The organism is Caldicoprobacter faecalis, from assembly GCF_900115765.1.
Taxonomy (GTDB): domain Bacteria; phylum Bacillota; class Clostridia; order Caldicoprobacterales; family Caldicoprobacteraceae; genus Caldicoprobacter; species Caldicoprobacter oshimai.
Map to the genome: position 1 here is coordinate 48,152 of NZ_FOXR01000010.1, position 22,210 is coordinate 70,361.

Annotated in this window: 18 protein-coding genes; 5 read left to right on the forward strand and 13 right to left on the reverse strand. The window is 48.9% G+C overall.

Translation table 11 applies throughout. The annotated features are described in order from the left end of the window. Positions 1-66: 66 nt before the first annotated feature. Positions 67-1,542 (reverse strand): alpha-N-arabinofuranosidase, encoded by a 1,476-nt coding sequence (locus BM241_RS05685; RefSeq protein ID WP_092282247.1) that lies wholly within the window; start codon positions 1,540-1,542, stop codon positions 67-69. A 475-nt stretch (positions 1,543-2,017) separates the two neighbouring features. On the opposite strand from BM241_RS05685, the gene BM241_RS05690 reads away from it, so the two are divergent. Further along, positions 2,018-2,956, forward strand: coding sequence for an ArsR/SmtB family transcription factor (locus BM241_RS05690; protein ID WP_092282259.1), 939 nt, complete (start codon positions 2,018-2,020; stop codon positions 2,954-2,956). 177 nt (positions 2,957-3,133) lie between these two features. On the opposite strand, the gene BM241_RS05695 is transcribed toward BM241_RS05690, so the two are convergent. The 8 genes from BM241_RS05695 to BM241_RS05730 all read right to left on the reverse strand — a co-directional run bounded on the left by BM241_RS05695 (position 3,134) and on the right by BM241_RS05730 (position 13,239). Beyond that, the gene (locus BM241_RS05695; RefSeq protein ID WP_092282248.1) at positions 3,134-4,084 is read right to left on the reverse strand and encodes a hypothetical protein; all 951 of its coding nucleotides are present in this window, start codon (positions 4,082-4,084) and stop codon (positions 3,134-3,136) included. A gap of 105 nt (positions 4,085-4,189) precedes the next feature. Continuing rightward, entirely contained in the window at positions 4,190-5,005 is an 816-nt protein-coding gene (locus BM241_RS05700) for an anti-sigma factor family protein (protein WP_177206101.1), read from the reverse strand. Between the two features lie 17 nt (positions 5,006-5,022). Further along, positions 5,023-5,586 carry an RNA polymerase sigma factor gene (locus BM241_RS05705; RefSeq protein ID WP_092282250.1) on the reverse strand — a complete coding sequence of 188 codons (564 nt, stop codon included), beginning with the start codon at positions 5,584-5,586 and terminating at the stop codon, positions 5,023-5,025. Between the two features lie 435 nt (positions 5,587-6,021). Further along, the gene (locus BM241_RS05710) at positions 6,022-8,586 is read right to left on the reverse strand and encodes an AAA family ATPase (protein WP_092282251.1); all 2,565 of its coding nucleotides are present in this window, start codon (positions 8,584-8,586) and stop codon (positions 6,022-6,024) included. Next, the gene (locus BM241_RS05715; RefSeq protein ID WP_051456370.1) at positions 8,583-9,806 is read right to left on the reverse strand and encodes a metallophosphoesterase family protein; all 1,224 of its coding nucleotides are present in this window, start codon (positions 9,804-9,806) and stop codon (positions 8,583-8,585) included. Before BM241_RS05715 ends, BM241_RS05710 begins: the two co-directional genes overlap by 4 nt. Beyond that, positions 9,803-11,473 (reverse strand): ATP-binding protein, encoded by a 1,671-nt coding sequence (locus BM241_RS05720; RefSeq protein WP_092282252.1) that lies wholly within the window; start codon positions 11,471-11,473, stop codon positions 9,803-9,805. Before BM241_RS05720 ends, BM241_RS05715 begins: the two co-directional genes overlap by 4 nt. Next, entirely contained in the window at positions 11,470-12,039 is a 570-nt protein-coding gene (locus tag BM241_RS05725; protein WP_025747983.1) for an HAS-barrel domain-containing protein, read from the reverse strand. Before BM241_RS05725 ends, BM241_RS05720 begins: the two co-directional genes overlap by 4 nt. A gap of 15 nt (positions 12,040-12,054) precedes the next feature. Continuing rightward, positions 12,055-13,239 (reverse strand): DNA double-strand break repair nuclease NurA, encoded by a 1,185-nt coding sequence (locus BM241_RS05730; RefSeq protein ID WP_092282254.1) that lies wholly within the window; start codon positions 13,237-13,239, stop codon positions 12,055-12,057. A gap of 598 nt (positions 13,240-13,837) precedes the next feature. Between BM241_RS05730 and BM241_RS05735 the strand changes: the two genes are divergently transcribed. The 3 genes from BM241_RS05735 (at position 13,838) to BM241_RS05745 (ending at position 16,571) form a co-directional block, all read left to right on the forward strand. Continuing rightward, positions 13,838-15,019 (forward strand): MGDG synthase family glycosyltransferase, encoded by a 1,182-nt coding sequence (locus BM241_RS05735; protein WP_025747985.1) that lies wholly within the window; start codon positions 13,838-13,840, stop codon positions 15,017-15,019. A 284-nt stretch (positions 15,020-15,303) separates the two neighbouring features. Then, a complete protein-coding gene (locus BM241_RS05740) occupies positions 15,304-16,014 on the forward strand; it encodes a polysaccharide deacetylase family protein (RefSeq protein ID WP_025747986.1) in 711 nt (236 codons plus the stop codon). Next, positions 16,011-16,571: a YkoP family protein gene (locus BM241_RS05745; RefSeq protein WP_025747987.1), complete on the forward strand. Its 561-nt coding sequence runs from the start codon at positions 16,011-16,013 to the stop codon at positions 16,569-16,571. The genes BM241_RS05740 and BM241_RS05745 overlap by 4 nt, the downstream gene beginning before the upstream one ends. Here the strand turns inward: BM241_RS05745 and BM241_RS05750 are convergent. From BM241_RS05750 to BM241_RS05760, 3 genes are all read right to left on the reverse strand, one after another. Next, positions 16,568-18,430 carry a DUF7507 domain-containing protein gene (locus BM241_RS05750; protein ID WP_025747988.1) on the reverse strand — a complete coding sequence of 621 codons (1,863 nt, stop codon included), beginning with the start codon at positions 18,428-18,430 and terminating at the stop codon, positions 16,568-16,570. The genes BM241_RS05745 and BM241_RS05750 overlap by 4 nt on opposite strands. Before the next feature lie 90 nt (positions 18,431-18,520). After that, entirely contained in the window at positions 18,521-19,345 is an 825-nt protein-coding gene (locus BM241_RS05755; protein WP_025747989.1) for a TPM domain-containing protein, read from the reverse strand. A 12-nt stretch (positions 19,346-19,357) separates the two neighbouring features. Continuing rightward, on the reverse strand, positions 19,358-19,933 hold the full coding sequence (locus tag BM241_RS05760) for a LemA family protein (protein WP_092282255.1): 576 nt from the start codon (positions 19,931-19,933) through the stop codon (positions 19,358-19,360). A 362-nt stretch (positions 19,934-20,295) separates the two neighbouring features. On the opposite strand from BM241_RS05760, the gene BM241_RS05765 reads away from it, so the two are divergent. Then, positions 20,296-20,985, forward strand: coding sequence for a zinc metallopeptidase (locus BM241_RS05765; protein WP_025747991.1), 690 nt, complete (start codon positions 20,296-20,298; stop codon positions 20,983-20,985). A 25-nt stretch (positions 20,986-21,010) separates the two neighbouring features. Here BM241_RS05765 and BM241_RS05770 read toward each other — a convergent pair whose 3' ends face one another. Next, positions 21,011-22,201: a glycine C-acetyltransferase gene (locus tag BM241_RS05770; protein ID WP_092282256.1), complete on the reverse strand. Its 1,191-nt coding sequence runs from the start codon at positions 22,199-22,201 to the stop codon at positions 21,011-21,013. Positions 22,202-22,210: the final 9 nt, after the last annotated feature.

The window sequence follows — 22,210 nt, forward strand, 5'->3', positions numbered from 1 at the left end:
CCTCTTGAGAATACTTAATTTACAAAAACATGCTATGAGCAATACTTTTCCTTAGGCTACATCTTTCTATTCAAGAGTCAGCACTACCACAGACTTGGATGGAAGCTTGACCTCCAGCACGTTATCCACCAGAGCCGCATCGCTAAAGGCCACCGGCTTGACAGCATTGGGTTCATCAAAGGTATTATGGGCATTCATCTCAGAGGATGTCAATATGGTTCCACTGACCCTAGTCCTGCGAGTTCCCCTCAGCTCACAGCGTATATCGGCTACCGTGTTGGGATCCAGATTGCACAGCGATATATGGATCTTGCCGTGATCATCCTCGGAAGCAGAGGCGCTGACCTGAGGAATGCCCTCGTCTCCGTAGCTGTACAGGCTGCTGGTAAACTCCAGAGACAGCAGCTGAGCATCCTGATGGACCTTGTACATATCAAATACGTGATAGGTGGGAGTAACGATCATCTTTTCGCCCTCAGTCAGAATCATGGCCTGCAGCACGTTTACCGTTTGAGCCAGGTTGGCCATGTGCACCCTGTCGCAATGGTTGTTGAATATGTTGAGGTTGATGCCTGCCACCAGGGCGTCCCGCAGGGTATTTTGCTGATACAAAAATCCCGGATTGGTACCCGGCTCCACGTCATACCATGTGCCCCACTCATCCACAATAAGCCCTACCCGCTTTTCGGGGTCATACCGATCCATAATGGTGGAATGCTTGGTAATCAGCTCATCCATCATCAGCGTCTTCTTCAAGGTGACAAACCATTCGCGCTCGTCAAACTGGGTAGCCGATCCCTTCTTCTGCCACGTCCCCGGCACGGTGTAATAATGCAGGCTCAGGCCATCCATATAGCGTCCAGCTTCCCTCATTAATACCTCGGTCCAGTGATAGTTAGCGTCGGAGGGCCCGCAGGCAATCTTGTATATCCTGTTGCCGCTGAAATTGCGCACATAAGTGGCGTACTGGCGGAACAGGTCAGCATAGTATTCGGGGCGCATGTTCCCTCCACAGCCCCAGTTCTCGTTCCCTATGCCAACATAAGGCAGTTTCCAGGGCTTTTCCCTGCCGTTCGCCCTTCTTAAGTTGGCCAGCGAAGAGTCGCCGTCAAAGGTTATGTACTCAATCCACTCACGTAGCTCCCTGACGGTGCCGCTCCCCACGTTGCCGGTAATATACGCATCTGCACCCAGCAGCTCGCACAGCCTGAAGTACTCATGAGTTCCAAAGTGGTTATTCTCCACCACCCCACCCCAGTGGGTATTGATGGTCTTGGGCCGGCTCTCATAGGGACCGATGCCGTCCCGCCAGTGGTATTCATCGGCAAAACACCCTCCCGGCCATCGGAGCACGGGCACTTTCACCTTCCTCAAGGCCTCAACCACATCATCACGTATGCCGTCGGTGTTGGGAATGGGCGAATCCTTGCCTACCCAGAACCCTTCATAGATGCACCTGCCAAGGTGCTCGGCAAAGTGCCCATAAATGTTTTTGTTTATCCTCCCCTTTTTGACATCGGCATTCAAGATCATCTTGATCATTTAAAACCCCCTCCTTCTCACCTTTTAAGTGTTTAATGATTATGTTAAATGCTTAATATAATTGTTTGTATTCATTATAAGGCGTCGATGCGATATCTGTCAATTTTTTATTTATCAAATGGTTTTGAACATCTTTAAATATATGTCTCATACATGAAATATGCGGTTATTAAAGCGTTATAACTGCAAATACGTCCCTCAACATCCGTTTAAATAACGCGTGCCAAACACACTGCGTAAACACAAAATATATGTAAACTACAAAAAGCAAACAGCAATACAAAACGCGTTTTATAATATATGTCGACGACAAAGACAGACTTCTTGGTGGTAAATACAGTCTTTACTGTATTGATTAAGTAGTTTATAATAGTGTTAATTACAAAGCTGTGTTAACGTACACACCAAATAAGGGAAAGGAGGAAAAGGCACATTCTCGATTTAATAAAGCCGGAACTTCATGTGCCACACCTGTATGAAAATTGATGCCACCGAAAGATGGCTGCCTGTATACGAAGCACTGGCCAGCAATGTAAGGCTGAGGATAATAAACCTGCTGGCCCAAAAACCGATGAACATCAAAGAGCTGGCCGAAAAGCTGAATCTCAGCAATGCAATCATGACCATGCATATAAGAAAACTTGAAAAGGCCGGCATCATAAAAGCCGAGATAACCCCTTGTAGGGGTGGTATACAAAAACTATGCAGCCTGGCAATAGATTCGCTGGAAATATCCTTCCCAACAGGTCAAAAGCCCGAAAGGAAGTACCACGAGATATCCATCCCTGTAGGACACTATACCGATTTTAAGGTGACGCCCACCTGCGGGCTGGCCAGCCACGAAAAAGTCATAGGCCATTTCGATGACCCCCGCTATTTCCTTGACCCCGAAAGGGTAAACGCCAGAATCCTGTGGTTTACGCAGGGGTATGTGGAATACAAAATCCCGAATTACCTTCTGCCCAACCAGCAACCCGAAGAGCTGGAGATTTCAATGGAGCTGGGCTCCGAAGCCCCGGGCGTTAACGATAATTGGCCATCGGATATATCCTTCTTCATCAACGGAGTATACATCGGGAACTGGACCAGCCCCGGCGATTTTGGGGGAAAAAGGGGAATATATACTCCTTCATGGTGGAGCAATAACATAAATCAGTATGGCCTTTTAAAGGTTATACGCGTAAACGACAAAGGGAGCTTCATCGATGGGGAAAAGCTGTCAGAGGTGACCATTGAAGATCTATCCCTCACGCTGAAGCAGTGGTCGTTTCGCATCGCGGTTCTGGACGACGCAAAACACATAGGAGGAGTCACCCTTTACGGCAAAGGGTTTGGAAACTATGACCAGGATATCGTGGTTCGCGTGTATTACAGCATAAGGCCGGTTTCTGCTCCACAAACATCTTCCTCATAAAAATCGTTTGAGCTACTTCCTTACTGGGTTGCTTCCTTTGTTTTTCTCAACTTTGCACTCGTGTTGGCTTTAAAAACCCTTTTGTCTGCCAAAATAAACAAAAACCAGCCTTTTTCTGTATCTCAGGCTGGCCTTTAAATTTTATGGTCCATCTTCTGACGCTTAATCGTCAAGCGATTAAGCATCTTTATATACCTTCTCATAAGTATCCAACCATGCTTTGACCTCGTTTATATAATCGCTCAATGCAGATAGCTTTTGCTCATCCGGCAAATCCACAAACCTTTGATTGATACCCGCAAGTTGGCGCACAAAATCATGGAGCTCCTGCAGCTTGCTTTTAAGCTCATTGTATGCTTTTTCCAGGCGGGTCAACTCATCGCCATCTCCCTTTTCTCTGCCCCTTGCTGCCATGTCCACCAGCTGCTTCAATCCCTTGAAGAAGCCCTCAACCGAGAAATCGTCAAATGTGCTCAACGTGGCAACAGCATCCCCGATTATCCCTATGAGCGAATCTTTGCCGCTAGGCTGTGTATCAGTACCGCTTCTTGTATCTGCTTTAGATCCTGCACCTTGTTCAGCAAATACTGGGACAGAGTTGCCATCCACTATTTGTCTCGTATAAGGATTGAAATACCTCATCCCCTTTTGAGACATCTCGGCCATCAAACTCTCAACATATTCACGCTGGCTGGCTATTACATTTCTGTATTTGTTTTGTAATCTCAACATCTTCTTGGGGTCTCCACCTGCCAGGCGATTGGCGCACGAGCGTACCGACTCGCCTTCGGCCTGCGCTATCAATATGGACATAACCAGGTTTTTGACCTCGTCCTCTGTAAAAGACTTTCCTGCTACTCCCTTCAAAGACCTTACCTTTCCTCTTTTGCCACCTGATTCATTATTGTCCACAAGCTGAGCATGCAAATAGCGGTAATAATAGTTTCTTATGGTGTTGACCTTAAGACCGCTCTTTTTGGCCACCGCTTCAAAAGCCTGCAGCATAGGAACATTTTCCTCTTTTGCACGGAGCACCTCTTCCTTCATCGAAGACATGAGTTCAGCATCGATGCCTGGCGCGCTGTTGTCCACAGCGTTGTCATTCTTGACGGTTTCATTCCTAGCCATGCGTATCCCTCCCATTCAATTTATTAATTTTTACCTATATTATTAACCATAATTATCCTGTTTATACAGTTGATGCTTGTATATTATATAAAGTTTAAAAACACATCACTCTTGCTGTACGATTACAATGGATACCATATCCGATTCAAAGTTCGTCCCCACCTCTTCCACTTCTCCAAGCAATTCAAGCTCACGGTATAGAGCCTTGCGCTGTTCAATGGATTTAACTTTCAGCGTAATGCTGTTTTCCGTCTGCTCAACCACTTCTATACCATGCTGAATAGCCCTTATCATAAGGGTTTGAGGGGTTATGCATACATCTTGCACCCTCAGCTCAACCTTATCCACCTTGATGTAGCCATCCGCGTCTTCGGCTTGCTCTGATGTTTTAGACTCAGTATCAGAAACCCGCACATCCCCATTATCCCTTATTTGCTCTTGTTGCACCTCGCTCTGTGCTGCCGGCCTATCGCTTGCCCCTGCCGACTCTTCGGCCTGCGAGCCTTTCAGCGAGCTCTTAGACACATCCTCTAGAGCTGCCGAATCGGTCTGTCCCTTTCCCTGCGGAGAGATATACAGCAACCCGTCCACGCTTAACACCCTGATAACCAGAACAATAACGGCCACTGCTGCAGCTATACCCACCCACTTTACCCACTTGGAGAATCCGCTGTGCTTTTTATACACCATTTTGCTTACCTGTTCGGCTTCCAGGCGAGAGCGCAGCCTATCCGAAAAGCCATCGGGCAACTCCTCTTCTTCAAGCGTACCTACCATTTGCACCACATCCTTCATCTGTTCAAACCTCTGCCTGCATTCAGAACAGCTCCCTATATGCGCTTCGAGCTGCCGGGCTTCTTCCCTGTCCAACATATCGTCTATATACGAAGAAATAAGTTCCTGCGCAACCCTGCAATCCATCCTAAGCTCACCTCCTGTCATTCCAGCATTTCCCGAAGAGCGTCGCATAATGCAGCTCTTGCACGGCTTATATGGGATTTAACGGTACCCAAAGGGACCTGCAAGATTTCCGCAATTTCCTCATAGCTGTAATTCTGTATATCTCTCAGTATAATCACCGTTTTATATTCGGGCTTTAAACTGGCGAGACAGGCTTGCAGCTTCCTGTATCGTTCCCTTTTTATCACCTCTTCTTCCGGCAGCAGATCATTGGATACAAGCTCTATCTCAACGGCGTCTTCATTCTTGCCGGGATTTAGCAAAATGGTATCAAGCTTCCTGCCATTTCGATATCTATCAACGCATGTATTATATGCAATGCGGTATACCCAGGTTGAAAATTTGCTGTTCCCTTTAAACGATTTCAAATTTCGGTATACCTTTATAAACACTTCTTGGGCCAAATCCTCTGCGTCTTCACGGCTGTCGGTCATTCTGTAACAATAGTTGTATATCTTCTTTGCATAAAGGGAGACCAGCTCTTCAAATGCCAACACATCGCCGTTCTGGGCCCTTTCTATCAGCAAGGCCTCATCATTCATTCAATTCCCTCCTCCTTTTAGATTACACAGCCCCGATTGCCATCCCGTTACTGCCAGCCGCTATTCTTACCCATAAACGCCTCAATAAGCCTCTTGTTAGATACTAATTATACTACTTAGATATTAATTATATCACAATGCATATAGACGTTTAATACATATGAGGAATTTTTGGGGATCTCGTATAATTTTTATACTCTTTTATGTCTATTTTCATCAAACTTTTATCAAAGCAATCAGTTAAAACGCAAAAATAAAAAACGTTTTTCTAATTGTATTTATTGTATTGCTTCAGCCACTATTTTGAGAAATATCATTCTCGTCTTTACAATCATCTAAAAAAATATATAGTTAAGCCATCGCTTTATCAAAACAGTTTATCAAATTTTATTTCCGACAGTATTATCACTTCATATTATATCAAGTTTATACACTTCAGCCCACTAACCTGAAAGTTGAGCCTTCAGGCGTCTTTATGACCTCGATTTGAACCGGGAAAGCGTCTTTGAGCTCCTGAACGTGTGTGATCACCAGTATCTTGTCAAACTCGTCCCTTATGGCGTTTATGACCTCTACCAGCCGCTCCCGTCCCTGCTCATCGAGCACACCAAAGCCCTCATCTAGTATGAGCATACGCATGTTGGCTCCCGCCCTGTTGGCCAGTATTTTGGCAAGGGCAATGCGTATTGCAAAGTTTATGCGAAACTCCTCGCCGCCAGAATAGGTCTCATATTTCCTGGTATCCATACCATCGGATATCCTGATGTCCAGCGTCTCCACCACGTTGCCCGACTTGGTATCGCGCTGCGTCAAAAACTCCACCGCAAGTCGCCCGTCGGTGATTTTGGCCAAAATCCGGTTGGTCTCATCCTGAAGCTCGGGTATGGCATTTTCAATGATAGCGGCCTGAATGCCTCGTTTGCCGTATATCAAGGCCAGCGCCTTGTACACCTCCAGCTGCTGGTAGAGCTGACGCTGCTCCTCCCTCTTTTTCTCAAGCTGTCGCTCGGCGGCTAAAATCTTTCCCATGCGCTCCTTTAAAGCTCCTCTCCTGGCTTCCATGGCGCGGATGTCCCTCTGAAGGCTTTGAAGCTCTCTTTCCAGCTCAGAAATCCTCGTAAGTATCTGCGGCAAGTCCTTTATGGAGCCTTCCAGCGTATCCAACAGAAGCATCATGTCCTGTATGTGCTTTTTTCTGTCATCGATAAGCTTGGCAACCCGCTGTAAGCTCTCAAGGTCGGAATCCATCTGCGCCCGAGCCTTCTGCACGGCCTCCCACTGGCTGGGCACCTTAGCCAGCCTGCTCAGCCTGTCCCGCACACTAATATGCTCCTGCGGGTCATAGCCTACCTGCTGTATTTGACGCTCAATCTCCTCTATCTGTTGCATCGCATCTTGGGCATAGTCCTTTGCTTCAAGCTGCTTTTTAAGAGGATCGAGCTGTACCATCAGCTCCTCGACCTTCTGCCGCGCCTCCTGAGCTTCATTGATCTGGTTGCTTATCAAAGCCATCTGGGATTCCAGCCTACTTCGAGTTTTAAGCCTTGTCTTTATGCCGTCGATCCGGAGCTGTACCTGCTTCCTTTCGTTTTCAAGGCTGGCCATCTCTTTTTTAAGTCCCTGTATGGACTGCTGAACGGCCTTCCCCTGTTCCGATATCCCATGCATCAATTCATCCCTGTGCTGCACATCAAGCGGCCTCCCACAAACCGGGCAGCTGGACTCAGCACCTTTAAGGGCAGTAAACCTTTCCTTCAGCTCTTCTAGCTGTCGCCTCAAAGCGCCTTCCCTGCTGGCCAGCTCGGCCGTCTCCTGCACAATCTCTGCCACCCTCTTCTCCAGCGCCTCCAGCTGTTTCTCCAGCGCATTCAGCTCCTCGATATTTTTCCGGCACACCTGGTATTCCTTGTGCAGAGCCTCTACCTGCGCAATCTTGCCTTCAAGCTGAGCCTTCTCCCTCTCCAGCACATCGATACGGTGGCGCAGCTCCTGCTCCTTGACCCTCAGCTCGCCCAGCAGGCGCTCCCGTTTATTTTTAAGCTCAGCGGTGCACTGGTATTTGTAAGCCAGGGCCTTCTCCTGTTCCTCCAAAGCCTTAAATTCTGCATAATGCTTCTCGATCTCGGCTTCGTTCTCCAGCGTCTTTCGGTAGTCCTCAATTCGCGCCTGCAGGTTCCCCCTATCCTTTTCCAGGACAATCAGCTGTTTCTGTTCCAGGTTCAACTGCTGCTGGTGATATTCGATCCTCTCCTTTATGGCGTTTTTCTCTTCCTTCTGCCTGTTCAACGCTTCCAGCTGATCTTTCAGGCCCTTCTCCTTTGTCTGCAATTCGTCAAGGGCATTTTCTACCTGAACTATCTCGCTTTGAACAGCTTCTTTCTCGGCAATCTGCTGCTGCAGCAGCTCTATCTCCCTCTCCAGCAGCTCCAGGCTGTTTTGCACCTCATTGCGCTTATCCAGCGCCTTTCTTTCCAGCTTATCGTAAACCGATAAATTGAGTATCTCGGCCAGTATCTCCTTCCGTTCGCTGGGTTTTTTAGTAGCAAACAGGTCAGCCTTACCCTGACTTAAATACCCCGTACACAGATAGGTCTCATAATCCAGCTTGATGACCTCCTGGATCTTTTGCTGGGTCTCGTCTATGCGGTTCCCGCTTATGGGTACAAAGGCATCACCCCTCTTTATCATGAAGTCCAGGGATGACAGGCCTCTTCGCTTGTCGCGCTTGCGCACCACTTTATAAACTTGGCCATCTTCTTCAAATGAAAAGGCCACCTCCATCTCGTCGGCACCCGTCCTCACCAGGTCATCTACGCCACCCCTGCCGTCCATGCCCTTACACTTGCCCCATATGCACCAGGCGATGGCATCTGCCAGGGACGACTTGCCGTTGCCGTTGTCCCCGCTGAGCAGCGCTACATCGAATAAGTTAAAGTCCAGCACCGGCGCTTTTTCGCCGTAGGACTTAAAATTACGCAGATACAAAGTGAGAGGTCTCATATGGCTCCCTCCTCCTTGAGCTCCTGAATCAGCTGCTCGTTTGCCTTAAGCAGCGCCTGCCTTATATCCTTGTACTCCTCCTTCTTTGAAATGTACTCGGCTATCGCGTGCATGACGTCCATCTTCTCGGTGATGCCCGGATGCCTCAAGTGCGAAAGGTCGGAAATTATGTCCTTTTCAATGCCGGCCACATAAAAAGCCCTCTCGCGAAGTATCCTGTAAAGCTCCTTTTCTCTAAGATGGGACAGGGCATGGGCTGGCAGCCTCACCTTTACCTTGACAATTGCCTCTTCCAAAGGTTGCCCTTGAATGGCCTCCACCACCTTTTTGAAGGGATCGCCGGTGGTGGCATCCACATAAAAGGTCTTAAAAGGCCGGGTATCCAGCTTAATGAACTCAAAGGAAGTCGCGCCTTTCTTTAGCAATACCTCGACAAAGCCCTTATCCTCTTTCTCCTCGTTGAAGTCCACCCTGTCCAGGCTTCCGCAGTAGACCACGGGTGGCTTATCGTAAAGCACCTGGTGCTTGTGGATATGCCCCATAGCCACATAGTCAATCTCGGGCCTTGCAAAGAACCCAACGGGGAGCGTCACTTCTCGCCCCAGCATAATGGCCCTTTCGGAGCCTGACACCGCGCCTATCAGAGAAAAGTGCGCCATAAGGACGGCAGGCAGCGCAGGGTCCAGCTTCTCTATCAACATGTCCAGCAGATGCCCCAGCTTAGCGCGGATGGCGATGGAAATCTCTTCTATGGTAGAACCCTCAACGGCAAGGTTGCTGGGCGAAGCATAGGGTAGGGCCACCACTTGGAAAGCGCCGCGCCGCGTATTTAAAACATCCAGGCTGGGCTTCCGGCGCACGTACACGCCCGGGAGGTCAACCACATCATATATCTCAACCGAGGTGGCCTTTCCCGCAGCGTTGTGTAGGTCGTGATTGCCCACTATTATATACACCTTTATATCGGCATCCGAAAGGCGCTTCACCCTTTTGGCAAACTCACGCTGCTGGGTGACATCGGGCTCCCTATTCTTAAATACATCACCACATATCAGCACGGCATCGACCTCGTTGCCTATGGCGTAATCCACCAACTTATCCAGGGTGGTTAAAAAGTCGTTGATACGGGAATGGATACCGGTGGCACTATCCAGCCTGCCGTAATTCTGCATCCCTATATGAAGGTCACCGGTATGAATCAGGCGTATAGGCTCCCTCATATGCCATACAACTCCTTCATAAGGTCTTCAAACTCCTTGCCGGGTGGTGGTTCATCCGTTTCAGATGCCCCTGCAGAGCTGCCAAATGCTTGTTTGGGCCCACTCATCAGGCCGCGGTTAAAGGTGCCATCCTCATCCTTGGTAATTTCCTTATAGAACGTCTCGTCGTACGTCCTGGTCTTTATAACCACGGGCATTGGAACGGCATGGCCCATGATGATGGCCTGCTGCTTTGTATCTAGGCTGGCCAGGACGTTGCGCAGCATCCTGGCATTGTTTACCCCGCACAGTACAGACTCTATATCCTTTTCTTCAGTGAGCAGGGCCACTATCTTGGTCCCCAGCTGGGAAAGCACCTCGGGGTCAATACCAGAGGGCCGCTGGTCCACCACCAGCAACGTTACGTTGTATTTCCTCATCTCCCTGGCTATCATGCCAAATATGGTCTGGCGCGACAGCTCTGGGTTCAAAAACTTGTGGGCCTCTTCGATGACTATAACCAGGGGCGTGTTGTTGCCCTGCATCCCCCCGAGAGCCTTTTCGCTGCGCTTGACATACAGCTCGTGGATGCGCCGGGTCAGGATATTGGCCACCAGCATATAGGCCAGCATACTCCTTTGATGGCCAAACTCCAGCACCACGTTCATCCCGCTATCCAGATACTGCATTATTCGCTCCACTGCATCGTCTGCCGGATTTTCTTTTATAAACGGTAGCCTCTGCAGCTGAAACAGCTTACGCTGAAGCGCCTGCAGCGCGCCTTCATGAGCCCTCGTCCTATCGGCAAAGTCCTTTATGGCAAAAGCGTCCATGTTCAAAAAGGTGATCAGCCAGTCCTGCCCCAGATGCTTTTGAAGTACATATATGACCTCCAGGGCAGTGGGGTTTAGGTTTAGCTCTTCCCGCACCAGTATAATGTCTTCGGCTTCAATGGAGCGGTAAGGTATCTCCACCACAAAGTCGGGATGCACCCCTCGATTGCGCGACGACTCAGGATCCAGGGTAAAGATGGCCACCTTGGAGCCAAATAGCTGTTTTAGCCCCTTAGCCTTTTTGCGCGTCTCATCCTCATCCTCGCCTTCCCAGCCGTACTCCGAATGCATGTCAAACACCAGCACATTACAAAGCCCGCTCTTTATCATGCCACACAGCATGATACGGGTATAAAATGTCTTACCGGTACCCGACTTGCCAAATATCCCGTTGGACCTTTCTATGAATTTCTTTAGGTCTATGCATACCGGTATGTGGTCCATATCCAGCGGGGAGCCCACATGAAAATGCGTTCGGTCAGGCCGCCCGAATATCTTGAAGACGTCCTCCTCCCGCGCCTCACGGACGCGGGACAGATAGGATGGTATGCTCTTTACGGGCTGTACCTTGCCATCCTCGCGCCTTATGGCAATCATAGGCTGAATCTTTACCTTGTCTATAATTCCGGTACCCCTAACCACTTCATTGAGGAGGGAGTTGTCGGACAACGTCTCATAGAAGGCTTTTGGATTGGCCGCTTCAATATCCTCATCCACCACCATCGAGAAGAAATCATGGGTCCTGCCTTCCACCACGCAAAAAGTACCCACTTTGACTTCTTCTATATTTTCGCCAATGTCTAGCCTTACTTCCAAGCCGCCTGAAAGCGAACCCCTGAGGATCGTCCCCCTCATGCTATATCCACCCTCTCTAAAATGGACTTCAGCCTCTGGGTGTCGTAGTTCAGCATCTTCAGAAGCTCGCGCCCCGCCCTAATTATATATTCCCGCGGATCGGGATGGAAGCGCGCTGCCATGCGAATGGCCGCAGCCGTCAACTCTTCGCCATTGCCTGCAGGGCTGTTGAGCGTTTTTTCCAGAAACCCAAGGTGCTGCGAAATGGTCAATATCTCATCATCGTCCGCCTTTTCCACAGGCAGATGAAGGCTGAGATGTATGGGCGGATAATATGGATGGTACCGACCGTCTTCGGCATAACCCACCACAACGCAGGAAAATTCGGTACGAAGCAGCTCAAAGATCTGCGGCTGTTCCATCTTAAGCTCATCAATCGACTTGAAAAAAGCCTTTGCCTTGCTCACGCCATCCAGGCTGCCGGTATAGGCCCCCGATACAATGCCATACACCCTTAGATTTCCATCCTGAACCCTCACAAACGAGCCGTAAGCAGGAACCTGGTCATATCTGATGGCCTCGGCCACAAACTCGGCCGTCCTGCTCTCTATGATCTCTCCTATCAAGGTATACACCCCTTTCTAGAAAATCCTGGTGCGCTTGCGCAGCTCCTTGTTTGTGACATGGCAGGGAAGGCCCCGCCTGACAAACTGCCCTTCCACCAGGCGGTAAAACGCCTCCCGCTCCTCGCCCTTTATCACCGCAAAATGGTGGGCCTCCTGAAGCGCCACCGGATACCCCATGCCCTTTTGCGCTTGGTCATACACCGCCCAGTGAAGCTGATTGAGCAGGCCCTCGTTCTCCAACACATAATCGGGCGCCTCAACACGGGCTATCTCGCTACCAACGTTTATGTAGAAAAACCCTATACGGTAAAGGGGCCATTCACGTCGCGGCAATGTGTTGATGCCGCCATAAAAGCACGCAGACCTCTCTCCCGGCCTGAGAATATGAGCAAACAAGGTAGTGTCCCTCAAGCCCTCCAGCCTGTGACAGGGAGCCGCGGGATCACCTCGATATTCACAGTTGATACAGTTCATGATGGGCTGGGTGCAATCTCGGGCCCGCAAGGTATTTATCACAAGGGAGGTGCGGGAACCCGATATGTATCCCGCCACCGGAATACCAAGGCTTTCTCCCACCTTAAAAACGTCCTTGAAGTGGGGAGCGGTAAAACCGCCTATATCCTTTTTGGCCGATGCCGCTTTATCCCATGAAACAAGCGTGCCGTCCACCAATGCCACTGTGGGGATACCCTCTCTTCGGTGATTTAAAATCAGGTCCTTCAAGTGCTCAGCCTCCATGGCGGCGCGCTTCTCGGCCAGGTCTTCTCCCCGCATTAGAAATACTTCAATCTCTCCCTGCTTGTAGAGGTCTTCGTCTTTGTAATACAGATATGGCAGGCTGTCCATAAGCGGTGGGTCCCCTGTACCGTAGTGCAGCACTACCCTGCCGATGTTGAGCACATAGCACAATACGATCTCGTGCGTGTCCACATCGATTTGCGATCCATCCACCGCCATAACGGTATGGGTGGGGATTGGCCGTGGAAGCGGAAAAGCGTCGTCTATCCTGCCCCTGGGAAAGGCTACAAAAAAGTGCCGTGGATCCGAATCTATCTTTTCTATGTAAGCCTGCGGGTTTTCTCGAAAATCGCGAACGGCTTCCAGCACACAGCGCTCTTTCTCCTTCAGCCGCTGTACCTCCTGCTGGCGCGTCCGCGCCATCTCCATAAGCTGCAGGCTTATCTTGCTCAAATCCAGCATATTCACACTCTCCCGTATTGCCCCTGGTTTTCTATTAGAATTAGACTGTCAAACTCTCAAGACGGTTTCAGTTTATCAACGGCTCAGTTTAATTCTATCCCATTTTCAGCCATTTGAACCTCCCACGAGAAGTCGCGTGATTCCTGCTTCATATATGTTAATACAACTTTAACGTCCTAACTCATGATTAAAATCACGAGTGTGCGGACGCCTATCCATCAACCGACTTCCTTTTGCAGCTACATTTTTTCAAAATTTGTTTTGAGCACCAAAATAAATCTTTACACTAACAAAACATACAAGAATCCTTTTACATAAAGATAATATCACACATGAATAATACGACCAATAATATTCTATCACCTTTCAATAGAATGTTCAAAACTATTTATAGCTTAATTTACATTTGAAGCGTATGCAATTGAATTAGTGTTTTTAGTCCGTTTTACCAAAAATATATTACAAAAAATTCATTATACAAAATATGGTGGACTCTGGTATAATATAATTTGTATTAAAGCGGTACAAATCTTAAACATGCAAGAATAACGGAGAGAAACCATAAACTTTACTGGATAAAAGCGAGGTGAATGGCTTTATGGCCTCTGGACCAGGCACCAGATGCGACGTGTTAATATTTTCTGCCAGCTACGGAGCAGGGCATTACCAGGTATCCAATGCACTGGCCACAGCCATAAAGCAGCAGCGTCCCGACTGGAACGTTGAAATATGCGATTTTTTAAATTATATAAACCCGTTTTTCAAGCAAACGCTGCTGTTTGGCTATCACCAGGTCATCAAACACTTTTCGACCGGGTATAAATGGTTTTACGAGGCCACGCGCCATCTGCCTCCTGATTCCAGATGGCAGCGCATGCTAAACCGAATCGGCAGGCAAAAGCTGTTGGAAGCCATATACAGCCGTTCACCCAGCGTCATAGTGTGTACTTTCCCCAACCCGGCCGGGGTGATCTCCTACCTTAAATCCCGCGGCTATATAAACACACCCCTTGTAACGGTCATTACGGATGTGGCTTTCCACAGCCAGTGGATCCATCCGTACGTGGACGCTTATATACTGGCGGCCGACGTCGTGGCCAAATACTTAAAAAGAAAAGGCATACCTCCATCGCGCCTGTATGTCACGGGACTTCCCCTGCGGCAGGAGTTCATGGCCCCGTGCCATGACCCTTCAATATGGGAGCGCTACGGCCTCAGGCGCGATCTCTTCACGCTGTTGATGATGGGCGGGGGTTGCGGCCTGCTGTCAGATATGGAGGACATATGCGAAAGCCTGGCAAAGCTTGACTTGCCCATGCAGGCCATAGCGGTGACCGGCACCAATTATGCACTGGCCAAAAGGCTGGAGGACATTTCGCAGCATTCCAAGATACCTCTTCGCGTGCTGGGCTACGTAGACAACATAGCGGAGCTCATGGAAATATCCGACCTTTTGCTGACAAAGGCGGGAGGGGTAACCGTATTTGAAGCTCTGGCCAAGAAGCTGCCAATGCTGATATACAAACCCCTACCCGGCCATGAGAGGAGCAACGCCCGCTTCCTGGTCCGCTACAAAGTGGCCGTACAGGTGGATGACGAGGAGGAAGTGGTCAAGACCATCATCGATTGCATCAATGACCCATCCATACTGAAAAGCATGGCACAGGCTATGGAACCCATATCAAAGCCTTTTGCCGCCAGGGACGCTGCAAATATAATAGTACAGATGGCCGAGAACTACAGGAATGGTTCGCAGCAGCCCAACCTGTTTATATCATAAAATCGACCTGTAGCCTTTTTATGTAACTAAAGCATAAAACACTGGCGTTATTCGATTCAATATACTACATCGTAATGGTACTGCATTATCATAGCACTGTAAATTATTTATGCTATGATGAGCAAAACCGAACCACTATAACTGTAAAAAGTCAATTTTGCTGCTCAAAACGAAATCGACAATTTTGAAGCAAAAATGAGAGTGGGCAAAAAATTAAGTTTGCAGCAAAATCAATTATGAAACTCAAAAAGCAAAATATCTGTATCAGGAAAGGGTCGTAAAAGATGTGGGTATTTGCATCTATAGCGGCAGCTGCAATCGCGATATTTGCCATTTACTGCCTCATACCAAACTACTGGATGCGCAACCGTTCAAAACGGGTCGTGCGATGCGGAGAGACCAATAAGCCATGGATAGCCCTCACCTTTGACGACGGGCCAAACCCTATATATACGCCCAAGCTGCTGGATATCTTAAAAGAGGCCGGCGTGAAGGCTACCTTTTTTGTCGTTGGAGAGCAGGCACTCCGGTATCCTCATATACTTCGCAGAATGCATTCCGAGGGGCACACTGTGGGATGCCACTCTTTTTCCCATCGCCATGCATGGCTGATGTCCCCCCTGCGCACTTTCAGTGACATTGAGCTGACCTGCCAGGCCATCAAAAGTTCTTTAGGACATCAGCCCCGCTGGTATCGGCCCCCATGGGGCATGTTCAATCTTTGCAGCGCAGCGGCGGCTCGAAGGTTGGGCCTTGAGATCGCTTACTGGTCCATCGAAGCACAGGACTGGGAAGCCAAAACCACAGCCCGGCACATATACGACGCCGTCATCTCCCAGGCACAGCCCGGCTCTATAGTGGTGCTGCATGATAACAGGGGAGCCCCCGGGGCACCTGCCAAAACCCTGGAAGCACTCCCCTCCATTATCGACACGTTAAAGAAAAAGGGTTACACATTTGTAACCCTTGACCAGCTGAAAGGAGATAGGACATGATCAAAAGGCTTATAGCTCCCGTCTTTATACTGTGGGAAAAAATATTTTCTAGGCTGAACGACATCTATACCGTTGAAAATTCCCCCTATGGGCTGCTGAGGATGAGCATCCATCCATACAGCGGCGACCCTCTCCCCTTGGAGGATGGCTCGACCCTTCAGCCTGGAGAATACGTGGCCGAGCTTCACATCTCCAACACCGTCATATACAGCGGTAAAGTGGGAAACGTAACGGTGGCTTCGGACATACACCTGCTCCCTCTATTTAGGGAGGAGATGCACAACCTGGCGCGGCTTGCCCGCGACGGCAGGCTGGACCCGCGAGTAAAGGCGCTGTGGGGTGTCACCCTGTTTGGCCCCGGCGTAAAGCGTATGGGCTTTCAGTTACGGCCTCTGCCTTCCGGCAAAAACGCCACAATGCTCAAAGCCTGGATGGGATTTTTACGCTGGATATTCTCTCCACCCACCGCCCGGAAGCGCTCGAGGACCAGCGCCGCCAGACAAGCCCAGGAATTCTGGATGTCCATCAAACACCTAGTTGAAAAGTATGGCAATTAATCCCCACCTGCAGCTCTGTGCTTCAGGCTCTTTCGCCGCCTGAAGAAGGGCAGTGAATCGCGCACCAGATAGATCAAGGTTCCCGCCGTCAGGATAATCAAAAATATCACGACGGTAAGGGCAACTTTAAGAAGGGTCACCTTCCCCGAATCTGAGCCATGCCGATTTTGCGCTCCATCCGTCACCCCCACTGCCACTTCAAAGTGCTGGCTTCTGAATTCCAGGTCATTTCCCTCTTCGTCCTCTGCCTTCACCACCACGACAAAGGAACTGGTCTGCTCCACGCTAAGGTATGACAGGCTAAACATCTGCTCTTCCCCCGGGTTAAGCACCAGCATGCTTCCCATCCCAATGTTTCTCTCTTTAACCAGGTCCTCAATGAAGACCTCTATATTCTTCAGCGCTACCCCGCCATCGTTCTTTATAGTGCATTTTACCTGTACCGCCCCTGCTTTTTCCAGGCTGGGAGGATCCACTTCTACATCAATGGATACATGAGCCGCCTTATCAAGCGCTTGGGCAGGAATCAGCAGCTCATCAGCCTCGTATCTATAAGGAGCCCCCGTCAGCTCATCCTTGGCGGTCAAAACGGTCTTGCTTATTATGCCGTCATCATCCATTTCCTTTTCCACTGAAACCACTTCCTCATCGCCAGGCTTCAAGCTGTCAAATGAGGCTATGTTCCCCAGCTCGGGTTCATCCACCGACACATCCTTCAATGCCACCTTGCCGGTGTTACGGATTATATATGTCAGGGTAACGGTATCTCCCGGCGCTGCCTTTTGGGGCTCAAATCTTCTCTCGATCTCCACCATTGCCTCAACCCTGGATATCTCCACAGTATAATGAGCTTGCACCTTTTGAGCTCCGTCTTCGGGTACACCGCTGCACGTTATGGTGTATTTCCCCGCTGAGTCAATTGTAGCCTTATAGATAGCAGTAGCTTCCTGCCCTGGAAGCAGCTGGACTATCTCATAAAAGGTCTTCCCCTTCCAGTCGGTACACTGGATATTTTGGAGGGTAACGTTGCCGGTGTTTTTCACTTTGAGAGTAAAGGTCACCTCTTGTGCTGAGGTGATTTGTTGTTTGTCAACGCTGCCTTGTACCTCCAGAGAATATACAGGCTGCGGCTTTTCCACTTCAACTTTGACCCTTGCATCGGGAAATTCCTGTAGCACATCTCCCCGTACCGACAGAGGATCCTTGTATCTCAATATGAGGTAGCTTTCGGTGGTATCTTCCAGCTTGAACTTTCGTTTCACTGTCTTCTTTTCGCCCGGTTGCAACCTTGGAATCCTGCCCAGCTCGCCAAACTGGCTGTCCACGACGGCTATATCCGTTAAAACCACGTTTGAGGTGGATTCCACAACCGCAGCGTATTCCACCTCGTCGCCCCTTTTCACCCGGGATGCACTGGCAGCATAACTTACGTTAAATCCTATGTTGAAAATATCCAAAACGCCTTCTCCCAAAACCGCCCATTCGTTTTGCCCTTCGACCTGATATTCCACCAAATAGGTCACATAGCCATCTATGGCCTTGTAAGCTTCGCCCTCATCCGCACTGCTTATTTCCTGTTTCTCCCCCGGTGCGATGCTCCTCTCCAGCATTGTGGTTTCCTTCCCATTGGTAACATGGTTGTACAGTTCTTCCCTTATGCGCACCTTAACAGGTTTATCCATAGAATTTGTTATATTATAGATGAGTTCAAAGGGTTCTCCCGGCTGTACGACAGAAGGACTCATTCTTACCGACATAGTAACCTTACCCTGTGCCAGCGCCACTGTATCAACCAAAGCCATTACAACCATTGCAAAAATCATGATAACGGACAATATTCTCCAAAGCCTTTTAGGCATCATTTTCCCTCCCCTGCCTCGCTTACTGTATAATCTAAACCACTGTACAAAGGTTCAATATTTTCCTCCTGCTTATAATGCAAGATCCTTTTACCAGCTCCGTGAGCTTCCTCCGCCTCCGGCACTGCCTCCTCCGCCAGAGCCTCTACCTCCAAAGCCTCCACCGCCAAATCCGCCACCCCTTGGGCCCGGGCCAAACCAGCCTCCATATCCTCCGCGACCCCCAGAGCGGAATATGGTAGAAGTAATAGATCCCCTGAAAAAGGCAAAATCTAAGATGATAAATACCACAATGAGCACCAGCCATAGTATAAATCTGGACAAAGAAAAATCGTCCTCTTCAGGCTGCTCTACAGGTAAAGCTGGCTCTTCAAGCAGCGCATCGTCTCCAACCAATTTATCTGTATAGCCATACTCTAGGTAGATCTCATTTATTATCGCATTGAACCCCGCAACGATCCCCTGGCTGTACTCGCCCTTACGGAAATGCGGGATCATATATTCATCCTGTATCCTGCCGGTCTTGCCATCGGTAAGCACCCCTTCGAGGCCGTACCCTACCTCGATCCTGGATTGCCGCCCCTCTACATCGACAAATATGAGCACGCCGTTATCCTTATCCTTCTGGCCGATCCCCCACTCCCTGAACAGCCCCAGGGTGTATTCCTCCAGCGGCCTGTCACCAATGCCTGCCATGGTCACAACAACTACCTGAGCCGTTGTGACGTCCTCCAGCTCCTTAGCAACCCTTAGAATGTGCTCCTCGGCATCGGTATCCAGCACACCGGCATAGTCATTCACATAAAAAGCCTCGGTAGGGTCAGGATAGCTGTCCTGTGCAGCGCTGCAGGCAGAAAACAAAAATACAAACGCCGCTATACATACCGCTATCCGTAAAGCTTTTATCCATTTCATGCTCAAGCACCCTTAATCTCCAAATAGTTCGCCTACATCGGGAGCCTGCCTGGCATCTTCAGATGCCTCAAAATACTCAGCGCGTTCAAATCCAAACATGCCGGCTATGATATTCATGGGAAACCTTCTGATAGCGGTGTTGTAATCTCGCGCTTTTTCGTTGTAATCCCGCCTTGCAACCGCAATCCTGTTTTCGGTACCGGCCAGCTCATCCTGAAGCTGGATAAAATTCTGGTTGGCCTTAAGCTCGGGATAATTCTCTGCTATGGCAAGCAGCCTGGACAAAGCACTGGCAACCTCGGCGTCTGCCTGTGCCATGCCCTCAACGGTGGTGGCACCAGCCAGCTTTGCCCTGGCCTCGGCAATCTGAGCGAACACCTCCGATTCATGGGCTGCGTACTTTTTTACAGTTTCCACTAGATTGGGTATCAAATCGTTTCGCCTCTGAAGCTGGTTGTCTATCTGGCTCAAAGCCGTTTGCACCTGTTCACTCTTTGCCACCAGGCTATTGTAGCCGTTTATTACCCATATGGCCAACAACACGAGTATAACGCCTATAACCAAGACCGCTTTTATCCAATTTTTCATGTCTTTACCCCCAAAATTAAAAAATTTATACATTCGACAACTTTATAACTATTCTACCAGCATTTATATACCATTACAAGTGAGAAAAACAAAGGCGATTTCGCGCTGCCCTTTTACTATCATCATTTTCATTTATATGTCCCACTGGGAGTTTGCTATGAACTTTAATTTTGATAAATTACATTTTAAGCGCTTAAATATGTATTGTTCATAATAGACATAATATATGAACAAGAGGATGAAGAATTTTGACCTTTATTGACTTTTGTTTCTGAATATGATAATATATTTCTGACAAAACCAATAGATGCCTGTTCCATAAGAAGACAGATATCCGAAAGGAGCTGAGGCATATGCCGTTTTTGTGGTACGATCCCACCATGATACTGCTTCTCCCAGCAATCTTGCTGGCGATGTACGCTCAATTCAAGGTACAGAGCACATTTGCCAGATACTCCAGAATCCCTGCACGCAGTGGGCTGACGGGCGCCGAGGTAGCTCGAGAGATCCTCCGCGACAACAGGATTTACGATGTAAGAGTTGAGCTGACGCCTGGCATACTTACAGACCACTATGACCCGCACAATAAGGTATTGAGGCTTTCTCCACAAGTGTATAACTCCAGCTCTCTGGCTGCACTGGGTGTGGCAGCCCATGAAGCTGGGCACGTAATACAGCATCAATATGGGTACGTACCTTTTAATATCCGCACGCTTATCGTACCGGTTGCTGCCATCGGTTCGCAGCTAGCATTTCCGCTGTTGTTCCTAGGACTGGTCTTTGGGCTCAGGGAACTGGCTCAAATAGGAGTTATAGCCTTCAGCGCAGCTGTACTGTTTCAGCTGGTCACTCTCCCTGTAGAATACAACGCAAGCAGCAGGGCCATTGAAGCGCTGGAAGTAGGAGGGTACCTCACCAGAGAGGAGACACCGCATACACGAAAAGTGCTGAGCGCTGCAGCTCTCACCTACGTGGCAGCTACTCTGACAGCGGTGCTACAATTGCTCAGGCTCATGCTGATATCAGGATTCTTCGGCAGAAGGGACGAGTAACAAAGTCGGGGGTTCACCCCCGACTTTATTTTTGTTCATTTAAAACTCTTTTCAACACCTCAATAGAATAATCAATATCATCATAGGTCAAGGCATCAGACACCTGAATCCTTATTCTGGCCTGACCTTCAGGAACCACTGGATATCCAAATCCCACTACATATACCCCTTCTTCCAGCATCCTGGCAGCAATCCTCATAGCTTTTGCTGTGTCATAGATCATAATTGGAATGATGGCGCTGTCACCCTCAAGCGCTGCGATGCCGGCTTTCTTCAGTTGCTCCCTAAAATACTTCACTTTTTGGCGCAGTGAACGCACCTTCTCAGGATGCTCTTCTAAATATTCTAGGGCTGCAAGAGCAATAGCAGCCAGCACAGGTGGCAATGAATTGGAAAATAAATGGGGCCTTGACCGTTGTATGCATAAATTGATAACTTCTTTTCGTCCTGCAACAAAGCCTCCTCCTGCTCCTCCCAGAGCCTTGCCAAACGTGCCGGTTATAATATCAACTTGACCAAGCATATTGTAATATTCCGCAGTACCACGACCAGTATCACCTATAACGCCTGTTGCATGGGAATCATCCACCATAACAACAGCATCGTATTTCCTTGCCAGCTCTACAATGCCAGGCAGAGGTGCAATATCCCCTTCCATAGAAAAAACCCCATCAGTAACAATAAGTGCCACACCGCCCCCTGAAGTGACTTCTTTTAGCTTTTCTTCAAGTGAATTCAAATCCGCATGGCGGTACACCAAACGTTGTACACCTTTTGAGACCAGCCTGCACCCATCTATAATGCTGGCATGGTTTAATTCGTCAGATATCACAGCATCTCCCTCATTCAACAGAGCCGGAATAACGGCCGTATTGGCACTCCAGCAAGAGGTATACGTTAACGCTGCCTCAGTATGAAGAAATTCTGCCACCTTATTTTCCAAAGACCGGTGTATATCGTATGTTCCGCAAATAAATCTGACGCTGGCCGCTCCTGCCCCGTACTTCTTGAGCGCTTCGATCCCTTTCTCAATAAGCTGAGAATGATCCGCCAACCCCAGGTAATTGTTTGAACACAGCATAACAACATCGCCATATTTTTCAATGGTACTTCTGCCGCCTACTGATGATACAAGATACTGATACTCCTTGTATGTCCCCTCTTTCCTCAATGAATCAAGCTGAGTTTTAATTCTCTCATAAAGCCGGCTGCTCATAAAAAACAC

Bases quoted from the DNA above. Each gene is read 5' to 3' on its own strand.
- BM241_RS05685 (WP_092282247.1), bottom strand. From the start codon at position 1,542: ATGATCAAGATGATCTTGAATGCCGATGTCAAAAAGGGGAGGATAAAC.
- BM241_RS05690 (WP_092282259.1), top strand. From the start codon at position 2,018: ATGAAAATTGATGCCACCGAAAGATGGCTGCCTGTATACGAAGCACTG.
- BM241_RS05695 (WP_092282248.1), bottom strand. From the start codon at position 4,084: ATGGCTAGGAATGAAACCGTCAAGAATGACAACGCTGTGGACAACAGC.
- BM241_RS05700 (WP_177206101.1), bottom strand. From the start codon at position 5,005: ATGGATTGCAGGGTTGCGCAGGAACTTATTTCTTCGTATATAGACGAT.
- BM241_RS05705 (WP_092282250.1), bottom strand. From the start codon at position 5,586: ATGAATGATGAGGCCTTGCTGATAGAAAGGGCCCAGAACGGCGATGTG.
- BM241_RS05710 (WP_092282251.1), bottom strand. From the start codon at position 8,586: ATGAGACCTCTCACTTTGTATCTGCGTAATTTTAAGTCCTACGGCGAA.
- BM241_RS05715 (WP_051456370.1), bottom strand. From the start codon at position 9,806: ATGAGGGAGCCTATACGCCTGATTCATACCGGTGACCTTCATATAGGG.
- BM241_RS05720 (WP_092282252.1), bottom strand. From the start codon at position 11,473: ATGAGGGGGACGATCCTCAGGGGTTCGCTTTCAGGCGGCTTGGAAGTA.
- BM241_RS05730 (WP_092282254.1), bottom strand. From the start codon at position 13,239: ATGCTGGATTTGAGCAAGATAAGCCTGCAGCTTATGGAGATGGCGCGG.
- BM241_RS05735 (WP_025747985.1), top strand. From the start codon at position 13,838: ATGGCCTCTGGACCAGGCACCAGATGCGACGTGTTAATATTTTCTGCC.
- BM241_RS05740 (WP_025747986.1), top strand. From the start codon at position 15,304: ATGTGGGTATTTGCATCTATAGCGGCAGCTGCAATCGCGATATTTGCC.
- BM241_RS05745 (WP_025747987.1), top strand. From the start codon at position 16,011: ATGATCAAAAGGCTTATAGCTCCCGTCTTTATACTGTGGGAAAAAATA.
- BM241_RS05750 (WP_025747988.1), bottom strand. From the start codon at position 18,430: ATGCCTAAAAGGCTTTGGAGAATATTGTCCGTTATCATGATTTTTGCA.
- BM241_RS05755 (WP_025747989.1), bottom strand. From the start codon at position 19,345: ATGAAATGGATAAAAGCTTTACGGATAGCGGTATGTATAGCGGCGTTT.
- BM241_RS05760 (WP_092282255.1), bottom strand. From the start codon at position 19,933: ATGAAAAATTGGATAAAAGCGGTCTTGGTTATAGGCGTTATACTCGTG.
- BM241_RS05770 (WP_092282256.1), bottom strand. From the start codon at position 22,201: ATGAGCAGCCGGCTTTATGAGAGAATTAAAACTCAGCTTGATTCATTG.